This is a genomic window from Streptomyces sp. NBC_00078 (genome assembly GCF_026343335.1).
GTDB lineage: Bacteria > Actinomycetota > Actinomycetes > Streptomycetales > Streptomycetaceae > Streptomyces.
Genome location: NZ_JAPELX010000004.1, coordinates 25,623 through 42,147, shown reverse-complemented (window position 1 = coordinate 42,147; position 16,525 = coordinate 25,623). Strand labels below are relative to the sequence as shown.

Genomic DNA, 16,525 nt, shown 5'->3' with positions numbered 1-16,525 from the left:
GCCCTTCGCGAGGCCGGCGTCCCCGGCGCCCTCCTCTCCGAGCTGGGCCGCTGCTTCGGTACGGATCACCTGGTCTGGGGCTCCGACTTCCCCCACACCCACGACCGCGGCTACGCCCAACTCGTCGACTACGCCCGCGATGTGGCCCGGGTGTTCCCGGACGACGGCGCGGCGGACTACCTCGGCCGGACCGCCGCGCGGCTATGGTGTCCCTCCGACGTGATCCCGGCCGGCCGCTGACATGGGCACGAGGCCCGGTGGACCGGACGCGCCGCACCAGGGCGCGCGGCCCCCCGTACAGCCGCGCCGCGCCCAGATCGCCGTCGTCGGCTTCGGCAACGCCGGCCGACAGCACGCCGCCGCCATCGGTGTCCTGGTCGCCCTACGGCCGGCCGCCGTGGTGGAGACCGACCCGGAGGCCGCCCGACGGGCTGTCGAGGCGGGCCTGACCGTGCGCCCGCTGCCGGAGGTGCTGGCCGACCCGGCCGTCGCGGCGCTGGCCGTGTGCCTGCCGCCGGGGCACCGCCCACCGGTCCTCGCGGCGGCCATCGCGGCGGGCAAGCACCTGGTGGTGGAGAAGCTGCCGGCCCGGTCGCCCGCGGAACTACGGGAGATCCTCGACGCCGCCGCCGGCGCGGGGCTGTTCAGCACCGTGATGTTCCAGCACCGTTTCGCGCTGCCCGGGCAGCTGCGGGTCAAGGCACCGGAGCGGTTCGCGGACGGGATCGGCCACCTGCTCATCTCCCGCCCCCGCTCCGACAGCCACTACCGGGAGGGCTGGCGCGCCGAACCGGAGGCGGCCGTCGGCGGGGTGAGCGTCCACCTCGGCGCCCACTACATCGACCTGGCCTGCCAGTTGCTCGGCGAACCCGTCGAGGTGACCGCGCTGTCCAGGACCGAAGCCGTCGCGGGCATCGACACCGAACTGCTCGGCCATGTCACGTTCCGCTCGGGCGCCCGGCTCACCGTCACCGTGACCTGCCGGGCCGCCGCCCGCTTCGAACAGCTCACCGTGCTCGGTCGCCGGGACTGGGTGGAGGTGCGGGCCGGCGCCACCGTCGGCGAACTCGACGGCAGGCCACTCGCCTCGGCCGCCCGCCCGGCGGGCGAGCTGCGCCAGGACGTCTACCGCGAACTCACGGAGGCGCTTCGCGGCGGTCCTGCTCCCGACCTGTCCGCTCTGGCCCGCAGCACCGGTGTCGTCGCGATCCTCGACGGCCTGCTCGGCACCCCCGTGGGCACCACCGCCCCCGTGGCCGCCCCGTGCTGAGGCCGAGTCACCCCGAACGAGCCCGGGGGGAACCAGGAGGAGAGCAGAGCCGCATGACCGCACCCCGCTCCGTACCCGCCCCGCCGCTCGGCTACTCCTCCGGCACACTGCCGCAGGCCGGTCCCGAGGAGCTCGCCCGGGCCGTGCTGCACGCCGGTGGCACAGGCGTCGACCTGCGCATCGGCAAGGGGCACGGCTGGGAACGGGACGGCGCGGGAGCCGGCATCGACCGGATACGGCGCACCGGCGCCGAGGTCTTCTTCGTCGGCGTCGGCTGGCGCCTGGGCGACCCCGCGCACTGGCCCGTCGCCACCGAACCGGTGCCGGAGCCGTACCCCGTCAAGGTGTTCTGCGCGGAACGCCCGGACCCCGCCGTGGTGACCGACCAGCTCGCCGCCGCCGCCGAGGCCGGCGTCGAACCCTGGGTCGAGACCCACGCCGGCGGCCCCGACACGGCCGGACTGATCGACCTCGCCGAACGCGCCGGCGTCGGCGTCCTGGTCGACCTGCTCGGGCTGGCCGAGATCGGCGGCGCCGACCGGGCCCAACTGCGCGCACTGGCCCCGTTCGTACGCGCCGCGCAGGTCAAGGGCGTCCACCGCACCGCGCAGGGCACCCGGCACCGCCCGCTCTCCCCGCACGACCTAGCCGACCTGTCGTACCTCCTGGAGCTCGGCCGGCTGAGAGCGGTGACCGTCGAATCACGCGCCGGCACACCCGACGCCGATCTGGCCGTGCTCGCCACGGCACTGGCCTCACCCGCCCCCTGAGGGGCGGCCGGCACCCCGACCGGCAGCACGGACCTGCGCGCCGTCCGGGCCGGGACACCCACGATGCCGTCTCCTCCGTCTCCATCCCGCCGCATCCGCCAAGCCAGGAGCAGCAATCCATGAAACTCGCCGTCATCGGTGACGAGCTCTCGCAGGACCCCGAACTGGTCGCCGACACCGCAGCCCAGCTCGGATTCGCCGGGGTCGAAGTGCGGTCGTACGACGAAACACCCCCGCACGAGCTGACGGACAACCAGATCTCCCGCATGCGCGGCCTCCTGGACGAGCGCGGACTGGCCGTCGCCGGCTTCGCACCGCCCGTCTTCAAGGGGCCGGTGTCCACCACCGACGAGCAGCTCGCCGAGGCCCGCGAGGTGCTCGTGGAGTCCTGCCGGCGTGCGGTGCGCCTCGGCACGCCCCACGCGCGAATCTTCAGCTTCTTCGCCGAAACCGATCACGCCCCCGAACCGCTGCGCGCGGCACGGGTCGTCGCCGCCCTGCTGGAGGGCGTGGTCCCCGGGGTGCCGCTGATCCTGGAGACCGAGTCGCGCAGCAACACCCCTCACATGCGGGACGTCCTCGATTTCCTCGACGCACTGGGCCGCGACGACGTCGGCGTGCTCTGGGACCCCGCCAACGCCGTACGCGGCGGCTGGGGACAGGTGCGCTACCCCTCCGACTACCTGATGGGCCGCCATCTCATCCAACACGTACACGTCAAGGACCCGGACGGTACCAACGGGTACGTCAGGCTGGGCGACGGGGACCTGGACTGGCCGACGATGCTCACCCGGCTGGCCGAGGACGGCTACACCGGCTACCTGAGCCTGGAGACCCACTGGCGTCACGGGCGGGTCCTGTCGCCCGCCAACCGCGACCGGCCCTGGGGCGAGGACTTCTCCCGGGACGGCTTCGCGGCCAGCGTCGAGTGCATGCAACGGCTACGCGACTGGTGCGACAGGCTTCCCGCGCTCGTGCGGGAGACCTCGTGACTGCCTCGCCCGCACCGGTCGTACTGCTCGGCGCGCAGCGCTCGGGCACCACCGCGCTCGCCGACGTGCTCGACCAGGCCTTCGCCGCCGCCGGCGGCGTCTTCACCGTCAACGGCAAGCTGCCCTACCTCCTGCACCGCTGGTGCACCCAGGCGGACGTGCAGGGTCGGCATCTGCGCACGGATGAGATCCTGCACGCCCTGCACCGCAGGCCGCCCTACGGCCGGCACAGCGAACAGTGGCTGGGGACCGTCGAGAAGGTCCTGCGCGCCGCCGCCGCCGAGGTGGCCGCGGGACGCGTCACCGACGCGTCCGCGCTGCGCGGACGGCTGGTGCGACAGGCGTACGCGGGGACCACCCGCTACGGCGACAAGTACAACGAGTACCTGCTGGAACTCGACCAGCTCGCCGACACCCTGCCAGAAGCCCACTGGGTGCTGCTCATCCGCCACCCGGCCGCCGTCGCCCGCTCCATGCTGCGCTGGACCGGCGACCGCCCCTGGCGGCCCGGCACCCGGCGGGACGCCCTGGAGAAGTGGGCCGCCTGGCACCGGCCGTGGCTCGCGCATCCCACCACGCGCGATCCCGCCCGGCGCACCGTCCTGGAGTACACCCGGGTGTGCGCCGGCGAGGACCTGCACCGGCTGTCCGAGGCGATCGGCCTGGACCTGCTCCCGCACGCCGGGCAGCTCGCCGAACGCACCGGCGCACTGGACGACGAACCGCTGCCCGCACACATCGACCGGCTGTGGCGGACGCTGCTGGACCTGCGCACCCCCCAACCCATGCCGCAGGGGAGGACTCGATGAGCAGAAGTCCGGCTCTGCGCCGTACCGCCCTGCGCCGCCTGGGCGTGCCCGAGGCACCCGCGGCAGGGCGCTGGGCCCTGGTCGCGGTCGTCGACGCCATCGGTACGGGCATGTTCCTGCCGATCTCCGTTCTCTACTTCACCGTCGTGGTCGGCCTGAGCGCCGGCGCCGTCGGCGCGGGCCTCGGCATCGCCGGTCTCGTCGGAAGCGTCGCCACCCCGCTGTCCGGCACACTCATCGACCGGTTCGGCGCCCGCAAGGTGGTGGTCTGCTGCTGGGCGGCCGGTGCCGTGGCCTACGTCGGCTATCTCGGTGTGCGCGACTGGGGCGGTCTCGTCGCCGTGGCGAGCGTCGCGCACGTGGCCGACCGTATGGTCAATCCGGCCCGCAAGGTGTTCCTCACCAGCATCGCCGACGCCGAGGATCGGGTGTCCCTGATGGCCTTCCAACGGGCCGTCCTCAACGTCGGCTTCGGGCTCGGCGGCCTGATCACCGCGGCAGTCCTGGCCATCGGTTCGGACACCGGCTACCACGCGGTGCTCGTCGCCAACGCCGTCTCCTACGCCGGGGCCATCGCCCTCGTGCTCACCGTCCCCGTCATCCGCCCGCTCCGGCCGGACCGGCCCCCGGAGGAGGGCCGCCCCCGGGCCGGCTACCGGCAGGTGCTGGCCGACCGGCGTTACGTGAGCCTCGCCGTGCTCAACATCCTCGTGCTGGTGTACTCGACCGCCTTCACCATCGGCATGCCGCTGTGGGTGTACGAGTACACCAGTGCTCCGGCGGGCCTCGTCGGCCTGCTGTTCACCTTCAACACCGTGCTGGTCGTGCTCCTCCAGATACGCGCGGCCAAGAGCTGCACCTCCCTCGCCCAGGCACCGCGCGTCTACCGCGTCGCCGCCGCGCTGTTCGTCCTGGCCGCGCTGGGCTACTGGGCGGCCCACCGCTCCGGCGGCGCCACCGCCGTGGCGATCGGCCTGCTGGTGCTGGCGGTCCTCGCCCACACCCTGACCGAACTCCTCGGCGCGGTCGGCGAATGGACGGTGTCCATGACGCTCGCGCCGGAGCGGCTGCGCGGCCGCTATCTCTCACTGTTCGGGCTGAGCCTGTCCGCCCAGGAGGCGATCGGCCCGGCCCTGGTCACCGCCCTGATCGCCGCCGACGCGGACCTGGCCTGGTTCGCCCTGGCCGCGCTGCTCGCGCTCGGCTGCCTGCTGTCGGCATGGCTGGTGCGCACGGCTGTCGGGCCGGACGCACCGGACGACCCCGCCGAAGCACCCACCGACGCCAAGAGCGCAGCTCCGTCCACGAGTTGAGTACACCGCCGATTCCGGGCAGGAACCGAGACCGTGATGAAAGGACCCAGTCAACGTGACGGAATCCATCGACCTCGGCCAGGGCGCCCTCGCCGCACTGCTCGCCGACGTGTGGGAAGCGGCCCTGGGCAAGCCGCCCTCGGGCCGGGACGCCGACTTCTTCGCCGCCGGGGGAGACTCGCTGCTGATGGTGCGCAGCGTGACCCAGCTGCGTACAGCAGGCGTCAGCGCCGGACCGGCCGACTTCCTGCACGGCCGCACCTTCGCGGGCATCCTCGCCCGCCTGCACACCGACAACGCCGAGGTGCGGCGGCCGTCCCCCCGGCCGGCCGCCGGCCGTATACCGCTGCTGCCCTGCCAGACGCGCTGGATCTCGCAGGCCTTCACCGACCCCGACCACTTCGGGTTCGTCTGGGTGTTCGAGATACCCGAGACGACCCCGGACGGCGACAAGGTCGACGCCGCCTGGATCGAGGCGGCCCTCCGCCGGCTCACCGACCGGCACGAGGCGCTGCGCACCCGCTACCTGCCGGACGGGCCCGACGGCCCGGTCGCGGAGGTCCTTCCCCAGGCGCCGGACGGCCTGCTCACCGTCGACACCGACGCCGCCGCGCTCGCCGAGGCGTTCGAACGGGCGGTGCGCGGCCACCGGCTCACGGAGGGCCGGGTGTTCAACGCCCTCTGGCTGCCGCGCCGGCACTACCTCCAGATCGCCGTGCACCACCTCACCCTCGACGGCTACTCCCTGACCATGCTGGCCGACGAACTGGAGGACGCGCTGACCGGCCGGGCCCCCGGTGCACCCGCCGCCCAACCCCGCGACCTCGCCACCGACCTCGCCGCATGGCTGGCCTCCCCCCGGGCCGAGGAGGACGCGGCGCGCTGGAGCGCCCTCGGCCTGTCCGACGTCCCCCCGGTGCCCACCGACTCCACGGGCGCAGGCCCGCTGTCCACCGCCACCGCCGCCACGGCCGGTCTCGACGAGGAGCACACCACTGCCCTGCACACCGCCGCCGGGCGGCTCGGCCACCCCGTCGGCCTCCTGGTGCTGGCCGCCGTCGCCCGATCCGTGGCCGAGCGGTTCGGCCTGCCGGCGGTCAGCGTGGACACCTACCACCACGGCCGGGACACCGTCCCCGGCGGACACGACACCACCAGCGCGCTCGGCTACCTCCAGTCGACCTACCCCGTGGTGATCCACACCGGTGCTCCCGGTTCCTGGCCGCAGGACGCCCTCGACGACCTGGCCGCCGTGCCCCGGGCCAAGTTCGGCTTCGACGCCCTGCGGTACTCCGGGCACCCGCTGCTGGCCACCGCCGGGCCGGGCAGCGGGATCCGGCTGAACTTCCGCAGCCGTATGAACCAGGTGAACGACCGGGTGGGCCGCTGGCTGCGCCCCGCCGACGTGGCGGGCGGCAGCCGCCGGTCGGCACGGCAGCGGGAGCCGTGGGTGCTGAACGTCGAGGGCGACGTCGTCGACGACCGGCTGCTGCTGACCATCCGCTTCAGCACCGACCACTACGCCGAGGAGACGGTACGACGGTTGCTGGACCGGGCGATCACACTCCTGCCCGAACTGGCCGCCGGCGGAAGTGCTCCCCGGTGACCGCCCGGCCCGCATCCGCCGGACTCGACGTCCTGCTGCCACTCGCCGCGGACGTCCTGGGGCTGTCCGCCGCCGAGCTGCGAGAGCGCTGCGAGCGGATGTCCTTCGCCGCGCTCGGCGGCTCCTCCCTGCAGGCCGTACGGCTGGCGGGCGAGGCCGCCAGGGCGGGCTCCGACCTGCCCCTGCATCGAATACTCGGCCGGGAACCCGTCGGCACCGTGCTGCGCGCCGCCACCCCGCTGCCGCCCCCCGCGCCCCTGCCCCCGGTGACCGAACCCGCGGCCGTGCGCCCGGTGCTGCCTGGACAGAACGGCATGCTGAGCGTCGAGACCATCGCCCACGGCCCCGCCTACCACCTGCTGTTCACCGCCGAGATCGACGGCGCCCCCGCCGCCGCGGTGGCTCCGGCGCTCACCGCCCTGACCGAGCGGCACGAGGGGCTGCGCACCGCCTTCGTCCCGGCCGACGCCGACACCGGCAGGATCGGCCGCCGGGTCCTCGCACACGCCCGGCCCACCGTCCGGCACCAGACCCTGCGGGCGGCCCACGGCACGGACCCGGTCACCGTCGTGCACACCCAACTGGCCGGCGCGAGCGAGACACTCCTGCGCCCCTACGAGCGCCCTCCGGTTCACTTCACGGTCACCACCGTCACCCGGCCCGACGCCTCCGAGCGCGTCCTCGTGTCCGTCCTGGCCCACCACGTGCTGCTGGACGCCTGGTCGTTCGGCGTGCTCTTCGACGAACTGGCCACCCTCCTCGCCGGCCAGGACCTGCCGGCCCCCGCGCCCAGCCCGGAGAGCGTACTCGCGGCACACCGGGCGCGGACCACCGCCGCGGACCGGCGTGGGACCCTCCGCAGCCGGGCCGACCGGCTGCGGAGCGCCCCCCACGTGCTCGAACTGCCGACCGACGCACGGCGCCCGGCCCGGTGGGAGGCGGCCGGCGGCCGGCTGACCGCGGCGCTCGGCCCGGCCGCGACCCGGGCCTGGCGCAACCTCGGCCGCACGACCGGCACCACCGGTACCGTCGTCCTGCTCGCCGCCTACGCGCTGGCCCTGGGCCGCCGCAGCGGTGCCACCGAACTGCTCGTCGGCGTGCCCGTCGCCGGCCGCCAGGACCCCGCCGTCCGCGACGTCCTCGCCCCCTGCTCCCAACTCGTGCCCGTCCACTGCGTCCTGGACGACACCGCCACCGTCACCGAGTACGTCGTGGCCGTCTCCCGCGCGCTCGGCGAGGCGGTGGCCGCCTCCGACATCCCGGTGGAGGACCTCGTACCGGCCGTCGGTGTCCGGCACGACCGGCGGCGCAACCCGCTCGTCCAGTTCGTCCTCGCCGCCCACGACGAGCTGATACCGCACCGCGTACGACGCGGCGACATCACCCTCTACCCGCACGAAGGCCACTGCCACGGCGCGCCCTTCGACGCCACCCTGTACGTGCAGCGCACGGGCGACGAGCCGCGGCTGGCCCTGGAGTTCGCGCACGGGGCGCTGCTGCCCGAGGAGGCGTCCGACCTCCTGGCCGCCGTCGAGCGGACCGTCGAGGAACTGGCCGACCGGCCCACCGCGCCGCTGGCCGAGGTCAGGACCGTCTCCCCGGCCCACCAGGCCCGCCTGGACGCACTGCGCGAAGGACCGCGGCTGCCGCCGGAGGTCGCCGACAGCGACCTGTGGTCCCTCGTGCTGGCCACCGCCCGGGCACATCCGGGCGCCCCGGCCGTCCGTGACCAGGACACCGCCCTGACCTACGCCGAGCTGGTCCGGGCCGTGACCGCCCAGGCCGCCGCGCTGACCGACGCCGGTGTCGGGGACGGCGACGCGGTGCTGCCGGCGGTGGAGCGCGGGGTGTCCGAGGTGGTTGCCGTACTGGCCGTCCTCGCCGTCGGCGCCCACTACGTCGCCGTCGACCCCGCGACCCCCGACGAGCGGTTACGCGCGCTCCTGGAGGTGCTGCCGCCGGCCGCCGTCCTCTCCACCGCCGACCGCGTGAGCAGCGCCTTCGCCGACCGTGTCGAGACCGTGTGCCCGGGGCCGCCGCGCCGGGTCGCGGCCGTGGCCGCCGACACCGCGTCCCGGACCCCGCGACCGGCCGTCGAACCGCCCGCCCCGCGCGGCGACCGGGTCGCCTACGTCGCCTTCACCTCGGGCTCGACCGGAGTACCCAAGGCGGTGCGGGTGCCGCACCGGGCCGTGGCCCGGCTGGTCTGGCCGTCGCCCAGCCAGGTCGTCTCCTGCGGCCCCGGCCGGCGCATGCTGCGCCTCGCTCCGCTCGCCTTCGACGCCTCCACCCTGGAGCTGTTCGCCCCGCTCGTCGGCGGCGGCTGCGTCGAGGTTCACCCGCCGGGCCTGGTCGCCCCCGCCGAACTGGCCCGGTTCCTGCTGGAGCGGGAGGTCGACGTGTTGTGGCTGACGGCCGGCCTGTTCCGGCTCATGGCCGACTACGCACCGCACGGATTCGCCCGCGCCGCCCACGTCCTCGCGGGCGGGGACGTGGTGCCCCCCGAACAGGTGCGCGCCCTGCTCACCCGCTACCCCGGCCTGCGGGTGACCAACGGCTACGGGCCCACGGAGAACACCACGTTCAGCACCGTGGCGCACTTCGACGACCCCTGTGATGCGACCGGCCCGCTGCCGATCGGCACGCCGATCCCCGGCAGCGGCGCGCTGGTGCTCGACCCGTCGGGGCGGCCCGTACCACCCGGGGGGACGGGGGAGTTGTACGTCACCGGGCTCGGCCTCGCGCTGGACTACGCAGGCGACGCCGAACGTACGGCGGAGGTCTTCCGGGTGCTGGCCGACGGCGAGCGCGCCTACCGCACCGGCGACCTGGTCCGGCTGACCGGCGCCGGAGCGCTGAGCTTCCTCGGCCGCGCCGACCGGCAGGTCAAGATCCGGGGGTTCCGAGTCGAACTGGACGAGATCCGCCAGGCGTTGGCAACACTGCCCGGCGTGCGGGACGCAGCGGTCGTCGCCGTCGGCGCGGACGCCTCCGAGCGCCGGCTGGCAGCGGGGATCGTACCCGACGGCCCGCACCCCCTCCGGCTGACCGACCTGGCCACGCGCCTGACCCGCACCCTGCCCGGCCACTGTGTCCCCGCGCTGTGGTCGGTGCTGGACGAAATACCCCTGACCGCCAACGGAAAGGCGGATGCGGCCGCCGTCGCGGCGGGGGCCCGGCCGCTGGACGAGGGGGACACCGAGCAGCCCTGCGGGGAGCGGGACCCCGAGCCGGGCGCCCCCGTACCCAGCCCCGACCCGTCCGTCGTGCCGGGTCCCGCGTCCGCCCCAGACCCCGCCTCGGCCCCGGGTCCCGCCTCCGCCCCGGACCCCGCGTCCGCTCTGGCCCGCGCCGCCTGGAGCCAGGTTCTCGGCCGGGCGCCCTCCGGGCCGGACGCCGACTTCTTCCGGGCCGGCGGGGACTCCCTGGCCTTCGCCCGCCTGGTCGCCTGGCTCGGCAAGGAGCACGGGGTGCGCCTCAGCCCCCGTGAGCTGTACGCCTCGCCGAGTTTCCGCACGCTGTCCGAACTCATCCGGCCCGAACTGGCCGAGGCTGGAGGCCGCCCGTCATGACACCGCTCGCCTTGCCCGAGGAACACCCGGACCACCCGGCACGGACCGTACTCGTCGTCCCGCACGCCGGCGGCGGCTCCGGGACCGCCAAACCCCTGCGGGCCGCGCTCCCCGACGACTGCCTGGTCGCGGGCGTGGTCTTCGGCGGCCGGGAGTCCCGCTTCCCGGACGAGCCGCCGACCCGGCTCACCGACCTGGTCGAGGACACGGTCACCGCCGCGGAGGAGGCCACCGCGCTCACCGGGAGGACGCCCGTGCTGCTGGGGCAGTGCTCCGGCGCCCTGGTCGCCTGGCTGGCCTCGATCGAGCTGGCCCGGCGCGGCCGGCCCGCCCCCGGCCTCGTCGTGGTGTCCCGGTCGGCCCCCGCCTGGCCCGGTGAGCTGCCCGACGCGACCGGCTCCGACGGCGACTTCCTGCGTCAGGTGACCGACATGGGCGGCGTTCCGGAGGAGGTCGCCGCCATGCCCGAGCTTCTCGACCTGCTGCTCCCGTCGCTCCGGGCCGACTTCACGGCCCTCGCCGACTGGCGGCCCGAGCGTACGGACCCGGCGGCCGCGTCGCCGGTCCCGGCGCTGGCGCTGTACGCCCCGGACGACCCGGGCTGCCCGGTCGAGTCCGTCGAGGCGTGGCGCCCCTGCGTCGGCGGCCTCGACGTCGCACCGGTGAAGGGCGGCCACCTGCTGCTGGCCACGAACGCGGGGGGCGTCGCCGAGCGACTCACCGCCTGGTTGTCACAGACCGCTCCGGAAGGGAACCGCCGTGCTGGAAATGGCTGATGTCGTTCTGACCCTGGGACCGGACGGCGCCGAACGGGTCCTGCTGCGCGGCGCCGACCTGCGCGTCGCCGACGGTGAGACCGTGCTGATCGGCGGACTCGACCGCGAGGCTCGCCGAGGCCTCACCTCACTGCTCACCGGGCGGCTGCGCCCCACGTACGGGACAGTCCGCGCGGCCCGGGTCCGGTCGGGCGCCCTCTGCGGCCGAGGGGGCGACCGGGGCGACCTGCCCCGGGCGAGCGAGGTACTCGTGCTCGACGGCGGTGACCGCCCGGCCACGACGGGCGGCGGCACCCCCCTGCCGCAGCAGCCCGGCGGCGCGGTGCTGGTGCTCGGCGGGCTCGGCTGGACGACCGCGCCCGTCCCTGGAGCCCACCGGGCCCTCGTTCTCCAGGGCGGCCGCTTCCTGGCCGAGCCGCCACGTCTGGCACCGCCGCCGGCCGTGCGCATGACGCCGGAGGAGGTACGACGGCGCACCCGGCGGTCCCTCACCGAGGCGGGCGCCGGCCCGGCGACCGCCGATCTCGTCGCCGGTGTCCTCGTCGACGCCGACCGGCGCGGCCATGCCTCGCACGGCGTCGCCCTGCTGCCGACCTATCTGCGCCGCATGGCCGACGGAGGCATCGTCGTCGACGCCGAACCCCGGCTCACCGAGGTCACCACCACGCTCGCCTCGGTCGATGCGGGCGGCGGGTTCGGGCAGCCGGCCGCGGACCTGGCCGCCCGCTGGTGCGCCGAGACCGCCGCGCGGCACGGCTTGGCCGCGGCCGCCGTCCACACCAACAACCACGTCGGCATGCTCGCCGCCTATCGCCGGCCCTTCCAGGAGCACGGTGCGGTCGGCCTGCTGCTCAACATCTCGGCGCCCTCGGTGGCCGCACCCGGCGCCCGCCGCCCCACCCTGGGCAGCAACGCGGTCTGCCTGGTCACCCCGACGCCGGACGACGAGCCGTTCTGCGTCGACCTCGCCACGGGCGTCGTCGCCGCCGGCAAGATCAGAGCCGCCGGACACCGCGGCGAACCCGTCCCGCCGGGCTGGCTGCTGGACCGCGCCGGCGCCCCCACCACCGACCCGGCCGAACTCGACCAGGGCGGTTCCATCCCGTTGTTCGGCGACTACAAGGGGCTGTGCATCACCCTGATCGCCGAGATCCTGGCCGGCGGGCTGGGCGGCGGCCTGGTCAGCCCGGACGTGGCCCGGCAGGTCACCCACACCGGCGAGGTCATGCGCTGCGCCCAGCTGTTCGTCGGGTTCTCCGTCCGCCACTTCACCGACCCCGCCCTGCGCACCGACGCGCCCGCGCCGCCCGCCGGCCTCGCGGACCTCGTCGGCCAACTGCGCCGCGCCGTCGAGGAGGGTCACGACGAGCCCCCGCAACGCCCTTATTTTCCCGACCAGTTGGAGGAGGCGAAGGCCGAATGGGCGGAGCGGGAAGGCATGGAGCTGCCCGCGTCGATCGTCGCGGCCCTGGGCTGGGACGCCTCATGAGGCGGCAACTGGCCGATCCGGCCCTCGGCAGTGCTCCGGGCTGGCCGCTCGTGCTCTACTTCCACCACGTCAACCCTCTTGTACGGCACTACACCGCGCTCCGCCCCGACGATTTCCGGCGCGGCCTGGCAACCGTCCTGGAGCAGGTGGGCCCCGCACTTGACCCCAGTACGGTGGCACCCGGGTTCCGGCCGCCCGACGCACCGAGCGTGCTCCTCACCTTCGACGACGGCTACCGGGACACACTCACCCTGGCCGCGCCCGTGCTCGCCGAGTTCGACGTCCGTGTCCTGCTGTTCTGTACGACCGGGCGCCTCGACCGGGCGAGTACCACATCGCGGCCCGAGCGCGCGGCCCTCCCCCCCAGGGAGTCCTACCTGGACTGGACGGAGGCCGCCCGGCTGGCCGCCGCCGGACATGTCCTGTCCGCGCACACCCGCACCCACCCCAAGCTCACCGAACTGGATCCGCCCGAGGCCGAACGGGAAGTGCGCGACGCCCTGCGCGACGTGGCCGAACGGACCGGCCGGCCGGGGGCCACCTTCGCCTACCCCTATGGCCTGATCCCCGCCATGAATCCGGTACCGCCCACCGTGCTGGGCTTCGGCACCGTCAAGTCCTTCCCCGAGCCGTGGTCGGACAGTCCGCTCGACATCAGGCGCACCTACCTACCGGTCGGCGAGACGGACCGCTGGTCCACGCTGGCCACGGAATGGAGAGAACAGTGGTACGGATCTCAGTGATCATCCCGACCCGGAACAGGGCCGCCGACCTGCGCCGATGTCTGGACGGCCTGGCCGAGTGCGCCCATCGGCTGCCAGTCGGCGTGGCCCTCGCCCAGGTCGTCGTGGTGGACGACGCCTCCACCGACCCCGAGGCCACGGCACCGGCCCGGGACACCGGCCTTCCCTTGGTGCTGCTGCGCAACCCGGTCCGCCTCGGCGCGGGAGCCAGCAGGCGCCGGGCGGTGGAGGTCGCGGACGGCGACGTCCTGGCGTTCCTGGACGACGACGCCGTACCGCGCGGTGACTGGCTGGCGGTGGCGGCAGGCGTCGACGCCGACCGGCCCGGCATCACCGGCCGGGTCCTGGGCTTCGACGCCGGCCTGGTCTCCCGGGCCCGGCAGGCGCGGTACGATGCCCGCTACCGGGACCTCGGCCAGGGCACCCCGGTGAACTTCTTCGCCTGCGGCAACGGCGCCGTACTCGCCTCGGCCTTCCACCGGGTGGGCGGATTCAGCAACGAGGGCGTCGGCGGCGACAACAGCCTGGCCCGCTCCCTCGACCAGGCCGGCACTCCGGTCCGCTTCCATCCCGACCTGGTGATCGCCCACCGCAACGGCAAGGGCTGGACCGCCGCCGTGCACAACGCCTGGTCCGCGGGGACCAACCACCCCCAGCGCATGACCGTCACCGACCTGCTCGACACCGGCCGAAGCAGCGCGGTCGGTGACAACCTCGCGGTACGCGAACTGAACCGGGCACTCGGCGTCCTGCACGCCCTGGGGCGCCTGCTGCCCCGCGCCGGCGACGGGACCACGCAACCGACGGCTCCGCCGCACGACACCGAAGGCCGCGGGAAACCGGCGGCCGGCCACCACGCATCCGACGGCCGCCCGAAGTCGGCGACCGCGCCCACCTCCACCCGGAGCGGCGCGCGATGACCGAACTCCAGCTGCCGGCAAGGGACTACACCTCCATGGACACCCGCTGCCGGGTCGCCGTGATCGGCCTCGGCTACGCCGGGCTGCCCCAGGCCGTCGCCTTCGCCGAATCGGGCCACCTGGTGACCGGCCTCGACGAACGACCCGAGGTGACCGCGACGCTGCGCGCCGGCCGCAGCCCGGTCGACACCGTCCCCGACGACCGGGTGCGCCGCCTCGGTGCCGCGCTGACGGCGGTGGACGGCGCCGAGGCGCTCGGCGACTGCTCCGCCGTTGTGGTGTGCGTGCCCACCCCGCTGGACGCGGCGGGCGAACCCGATCTGACCGCCCTGCGCGCCGCCTGCGGCACGGTCGCCGCCCGGCTGCGCCCGGGCCAGCTGGTCGTGATCGAGTCGACCGTGCATCCCGGGGTGACGGACGGCGTGGTCCGGCCCCTCCTGGAGGCCTCCGGCCTCACCGCCGGACTGCACTTCAGCCTGGCGCACGCACCGGAACGCGTGGACCCGGGCAACCCCGTGTTCGACTCGGCCACCACCTCCCGCGTGATCGGCGGTCTTACTCCCGTGTGCGCCCTGCGCGCCGCCGAGCTCTACCGGGGTGTCGTCTCCTCGGTGCACATCGCCGGCAGGCTGCGCGAGGCCGAGGCCACCAAGGTCCTGGAGAACACCTACCGCCAGGTCAACCTCGGCCTGATCCACGAGTTCGCCGTGTACTGCGACGTGTTGGGCATCGACGCGACCGCGGTGATCGAGGCGGCGGCGACCAAGCCCTTCGGGTTCCAGCCCTTCTACCCGGGCGCCGGTGTCGGCGGCCACTGCATCCCGGTGGACCCGATGTATCTCGCGCACTCGGCACGCGCGGCCGGGACCCCGCTGCGCCTGGTGGAACTGGCCCAGCGCATCAACGACGAGCGCCCGGCCCGGGTGGCCGACCGCTGCGCGGCACTGCTGCGCGCAGCCGGCAAGGCGGTGGCCGACGCCGAGGTGCTGATCCTCGGTGTCAGCTACAAACCCGATGTCGCGGACGTCCGCAACACCCCGGTGGTGCCCCTGATCCGGGACCTGGCCGCGCGTGGCGTCCAGATCCGCGTGCACGACCCCGCCGTACCCGAGCTGATCGTGGACGGCGTGTGCCACAAGTCCGTACCCCGCCTCGCCGCCGCGATCACGGCGGCCGACCTGGTGCTGGTCGCCCAGCCACACACGGTCTACGACGCTCGGCTCCTCGACGGAGCGCGACTCCTGTACGAACCCCGGAGGCCCATATGAATCCGAAATTGAGAATCTACGCGGCGGCGCAACAGGGCACCGACTACGCCGGTCTGCTGCGGGTCGCCCACACGGCCGAGGACTGCGGCTATGACGCCTTCTTCACCTCCGACCACTATCTGAGACTGGGCGATGTCCCGGGTCTGCCGGGCCCGATCGACGCCTGGATCACCATGGCGGGCCTGGCCAGGGACACCCGGACGATCCGCCTGGGCACTTTGATGAGTTCGGCGACCTTCCGACTCCCGGGTCCCCTGGCGATCGCGGTGGCCCAGATCGACCGGATGAGCGGCGGCCGGGTCGAGTTCGGCCTGGGCACGGGCTGGTATGCCGAGGAGCACACCGCGTACGGGATTCCGTTCCCCTCGCTCGGCGAGCGCTTCGACCGGTTCGAGGAACAACTGGCCGTCATCACGGGCCTGTGGGACACCCCCGAGGGGAAGACCTTCTCCTACGAGGGAACGCACTACCGGCTCATCGACTCGCCCGCGCTCCCCAAACCGGTCCAGCAGCCCAGGCCGCCCCTCCTGATCGGCGGCGACGGCCCGGTCCGCACCCCCCGTCTGGTCGCCGCGTACGCCGACGAGTTCAACGTTCCCTTCCTGTCCCTGGAAACGACGGCCCCCCTCTTCGACCGGGTTCGCCAGGCCTGCCGCAGCGCCGGGCGGGATCCGGACACCCTTCACCTGTCCGCCGCCCAGGTGCTGTGCTGCGGCCGCACCCCCGAGGAACTCAGCCGCCGGACCGAGGCTCTGGGGCCCGAGGGCGGGCCCTTCGCCAAGAGCCGCGTCTCCGGCAGTCCGGCCGAGGTCGTCGACAAGATCGGCCGGTTCACCGAGGCGGGTGCCACCTGTCTCTACCTGCAGCCCTTCGACCTGGGCGACCTCGATCACCTTGAACTGGTTGCCGCGGAGGTTGTGCCTCAGCTTGTCTGAAGGCGGGCGACGCGGTCGTCATCTGGAACTCCTCGGTCAACCGAGACGAAACGGTCTTCCCC

The 16,525-nt window shown here is 74.4% G+C and carries 14 protein-coding genes; all 14 read left to right on the top strand.

Going from position 1 to position 16,525, the window contains the following annotated elements; translation table 11 throughout:
- A partial coding sequence (locus OOK07_RS43100) for an amidohydrolase family protein (protein WP_266802751.1) occupies positions 1-240 on the top strand: 240 nt, incomplete at its 5' end.
- Position 241: 1 nt separating this feature from the next.
- Positions 242-1,270, top strand: a complete 1,029-nt coding sequence (locus tag OOK07_RS43095) for a Gfo/Idh/MocA family protein (protein ID WP_266794556.1) — start codon at positions 242-244, stop codon at positions 1,268-1,270.
- A 53-nt stretch (positions 1,271-1,323) separates the two neighbouring features.
- The gene (locus tag OOK07_RS43090) at positions 1,324-2,040 is read left to right on the top strand and encodes an IolE/MocC family protein (protein WP_266794555.1); all 717 of its coding nucleotides are present in this window, start codon (positions 1,324-1,326) and stop codon (positions 2,038-2,040) included.
- 119 nt (positions 2,041-2,159) lie between these two features.
- Positions 2,160-3,032, top strand: coding sequence for a sugar phosphate isomerase/epimerase family protein (locus OOK07_RS43085; protein ID WP_266794554.1), 873 nt, complete (start codon positions 2,160-2,162; stop codon positions 3,030-3,032).
- Positions 3,029-3,841 carry a sulfotransferase gene (locus tag OOK07_RS43080; RefSeq protein WP_266794553.1) on the top strand — a complete coding sequence of 271 codons (813 nt, stop codon included), beginning with the start codon at positions 3,029-3,031 and terminating at the stop codon, positions 3,839-3,841. The genes OOK07_RS43085 and OOK07_RS43080 overlap by 4 nt, the downstream gene beginning before the upstream one ends.
- Positions 3,838-5,154 carry an MFS transporter gene (locus OOK07_RS43075; protein ID WP_266794552.1) on the top strand — a complete coding sequence of 439 codons (1,317 nt, stop codon included), beginning with the start codon at positions 3,838-3,840 and terminating at the stop codon, positions 5,152-5,154. The genes OOK07_RS43080 and OOK07_RS43075 overlap by 4 nt, the downstream gene beginning before the upstream one ends.
- A gap of 55 nt (positions 5,155-5,209) precedes the next feature.
- Positions 5,210-6,760, top strand: coding sequence for a condensation domain-containing protein (locus OOK07_RS43070; RefSeq protein WP_266794551.1), 1,551 nt, complete (start codon positions 5,210-5,212; stop codon positions 6,758-6,760).
- Positions 6,757-10,332, top strand: coding sequence for a non-ribosomal peptide synthetase (locus tag OOK07_RS43065; RefSeq protein ID WP_266802749.1), 3,576 nt, complete (start codon positions 6,757-6,759; stop codon positions 10,330-10,332). The genes OOK07_RS43070 and OOK07_RS43065 overlap by 4 nt, the downstream gene beginning before the upstream one ends.
- Positions 10,329-11,108, top strand: coding sequence for a thioesterase II family protein (locus OOK07_RS43060; protein ID WP_266794548.1), 780 nt, complete (start codon positions 10,329-10,331; stop codon positions 11,106-11,108). Before OOK07_RS43065 ends, OOK07_RS43060 begins: the two co-directional genes overlap by 4 nt.
- Positions 11,101-12,597 (top strand): Ldh family oxidoreductase, encoded by a 1,497-nt coding sequence (locus tag OOK07_RS43055; RefSeq protein ID WP_266802747.1) that lies wholly within the window; start codon positions 11,101-11,103, stop codon positions 12,595-12,597. The genes OOK07_RS43060 and OOK07_RS43055 overlap by 8 nt, the downstream gene beginning before the upstream one ends.
- Positions 12,594-13,340: a polysaccharide deacetylase family protein gene (locus OOK07_RS43050; protein ID WP_266802745.1), complete on the top strand. Its 747-nt coding sequence runs from the start codon at positions 12,594-12,596 to the stop codon at positions 13,338-13,340. Before OOK07_RS43055 ends, OOK07_RS43050 begins: the two co-directional genes overlap by 4 nt.
- The gene (locus OOK07_RS43045; RefSeq protein ID WP_266802743.1) at positions 13,322-14,260 is read left to right on the top strand and encodes a glycosyltransferase family 2 protein; all 939 of its coding nucleotides are present in this window, start codon (positions 13,322-13,324) and stop codon (positions 14,258-14,260) included. The genes OOK07_RS43050 and OOK07_RS43045 overlap by 19 nt, the downstream gene beginning before the upstream one ends.
- Complete coding sequence (locus tag OOK07_RS43040; protein ID WP_266802741.1) at positions 14,257-15,528, top strand: nucleotide sugar dehydrogenase; 1,272 nt, start codon at positions 14,257-14,259, stop codon at positions 15,526-15,528. The genes OOK07_RS43045 and OOK07_RS43040 overlap by 4 nt, the downstream gene beginning before the upstream one ends.
- The gene (locus OOK07_RS43035) at positions 15,525-16,463 is read left to right on the top strand and encodes an LLM class F420-dependent oxidoreductase (protein WP_266802739.1); all 939 of its coding nucleotides are present in this window, start codon (positions 15,525-15,527) and stop codon (positions 16,461-16,463) included. The genes OOK07_RS43040 and OOK07_RS43035 overlap by 4 nt, the downstream gene beginning before the upstream one ends.
- The last annotated feature ends 62 nt before the right edge of the window (positions 16,464-16,525 follow it).

Bases quoted from the DNA above. Each gene is read 5' to 3' on its own strand.
- OOK07_RS43095 (WP_266794556.1), top strand. From the start codon at position 242: ATGGGCACGAGGCCCGGTGGACCGGACGCGCCGCACCAGGGCGCGCGG.
- OOK07_RS43090 (WP_266794555.1), top strand. From the start codon at position 1,324: ATGACCGCACCCCGCTCCGTACCCGCCCCGCCGCTCGGCTACTCCTCC.
- OOK07_RS43085 (WP_266794554.1), top strand. From the start codon at position 2,160: ATGAAACTCGCCGTCATCGGTGACGAGCTCTCGCAGGACCCCGAACTG.
- OOK07_RS43075 (WP_266794552.1), top strand. From the start codon at position 3,838: ATGAGCAGAAGTCCGGCTCTGCGCCGTACCGCCCTGCGCCGCCTGGGC.
- OOK07_RS43060 (WP_266794548.1), top strand. From the start codon at position 10,329: ATGACACCGCTCGCCTTGCCCGAGGAACACCCGGACCACCCGGCACGG.
- OOK07_RS43055 (WP_266802747.1), top strand. From the start codon at position 11,101: ATGGCTGATGTCGTTCTGACCCTGGGACCGGACGGCGCCGAACGGGTC.
- OOK07_RS43050 (WP_266802745.1), top strand. From the start codon at position 12,594: ATGAGGCGGCAACTGGCCGATCCGGCCCTCGGCAGTGCTCCGGGCTGG.
- OOK07_RS43040 (WP_266802741.1), top strand. From the start codon at position 14,257: ATGACCGAACTCCAGCTGCCGGCAAGGGACTACACCTCCATGGACACC.
- OOK07_RS43035 (WP_266802739.1), top strand. From the start codon at position 15,525: ATGAATCCGAAATTGAGAATCTACGCGGCGGCGCAACAGGGCACCGAC.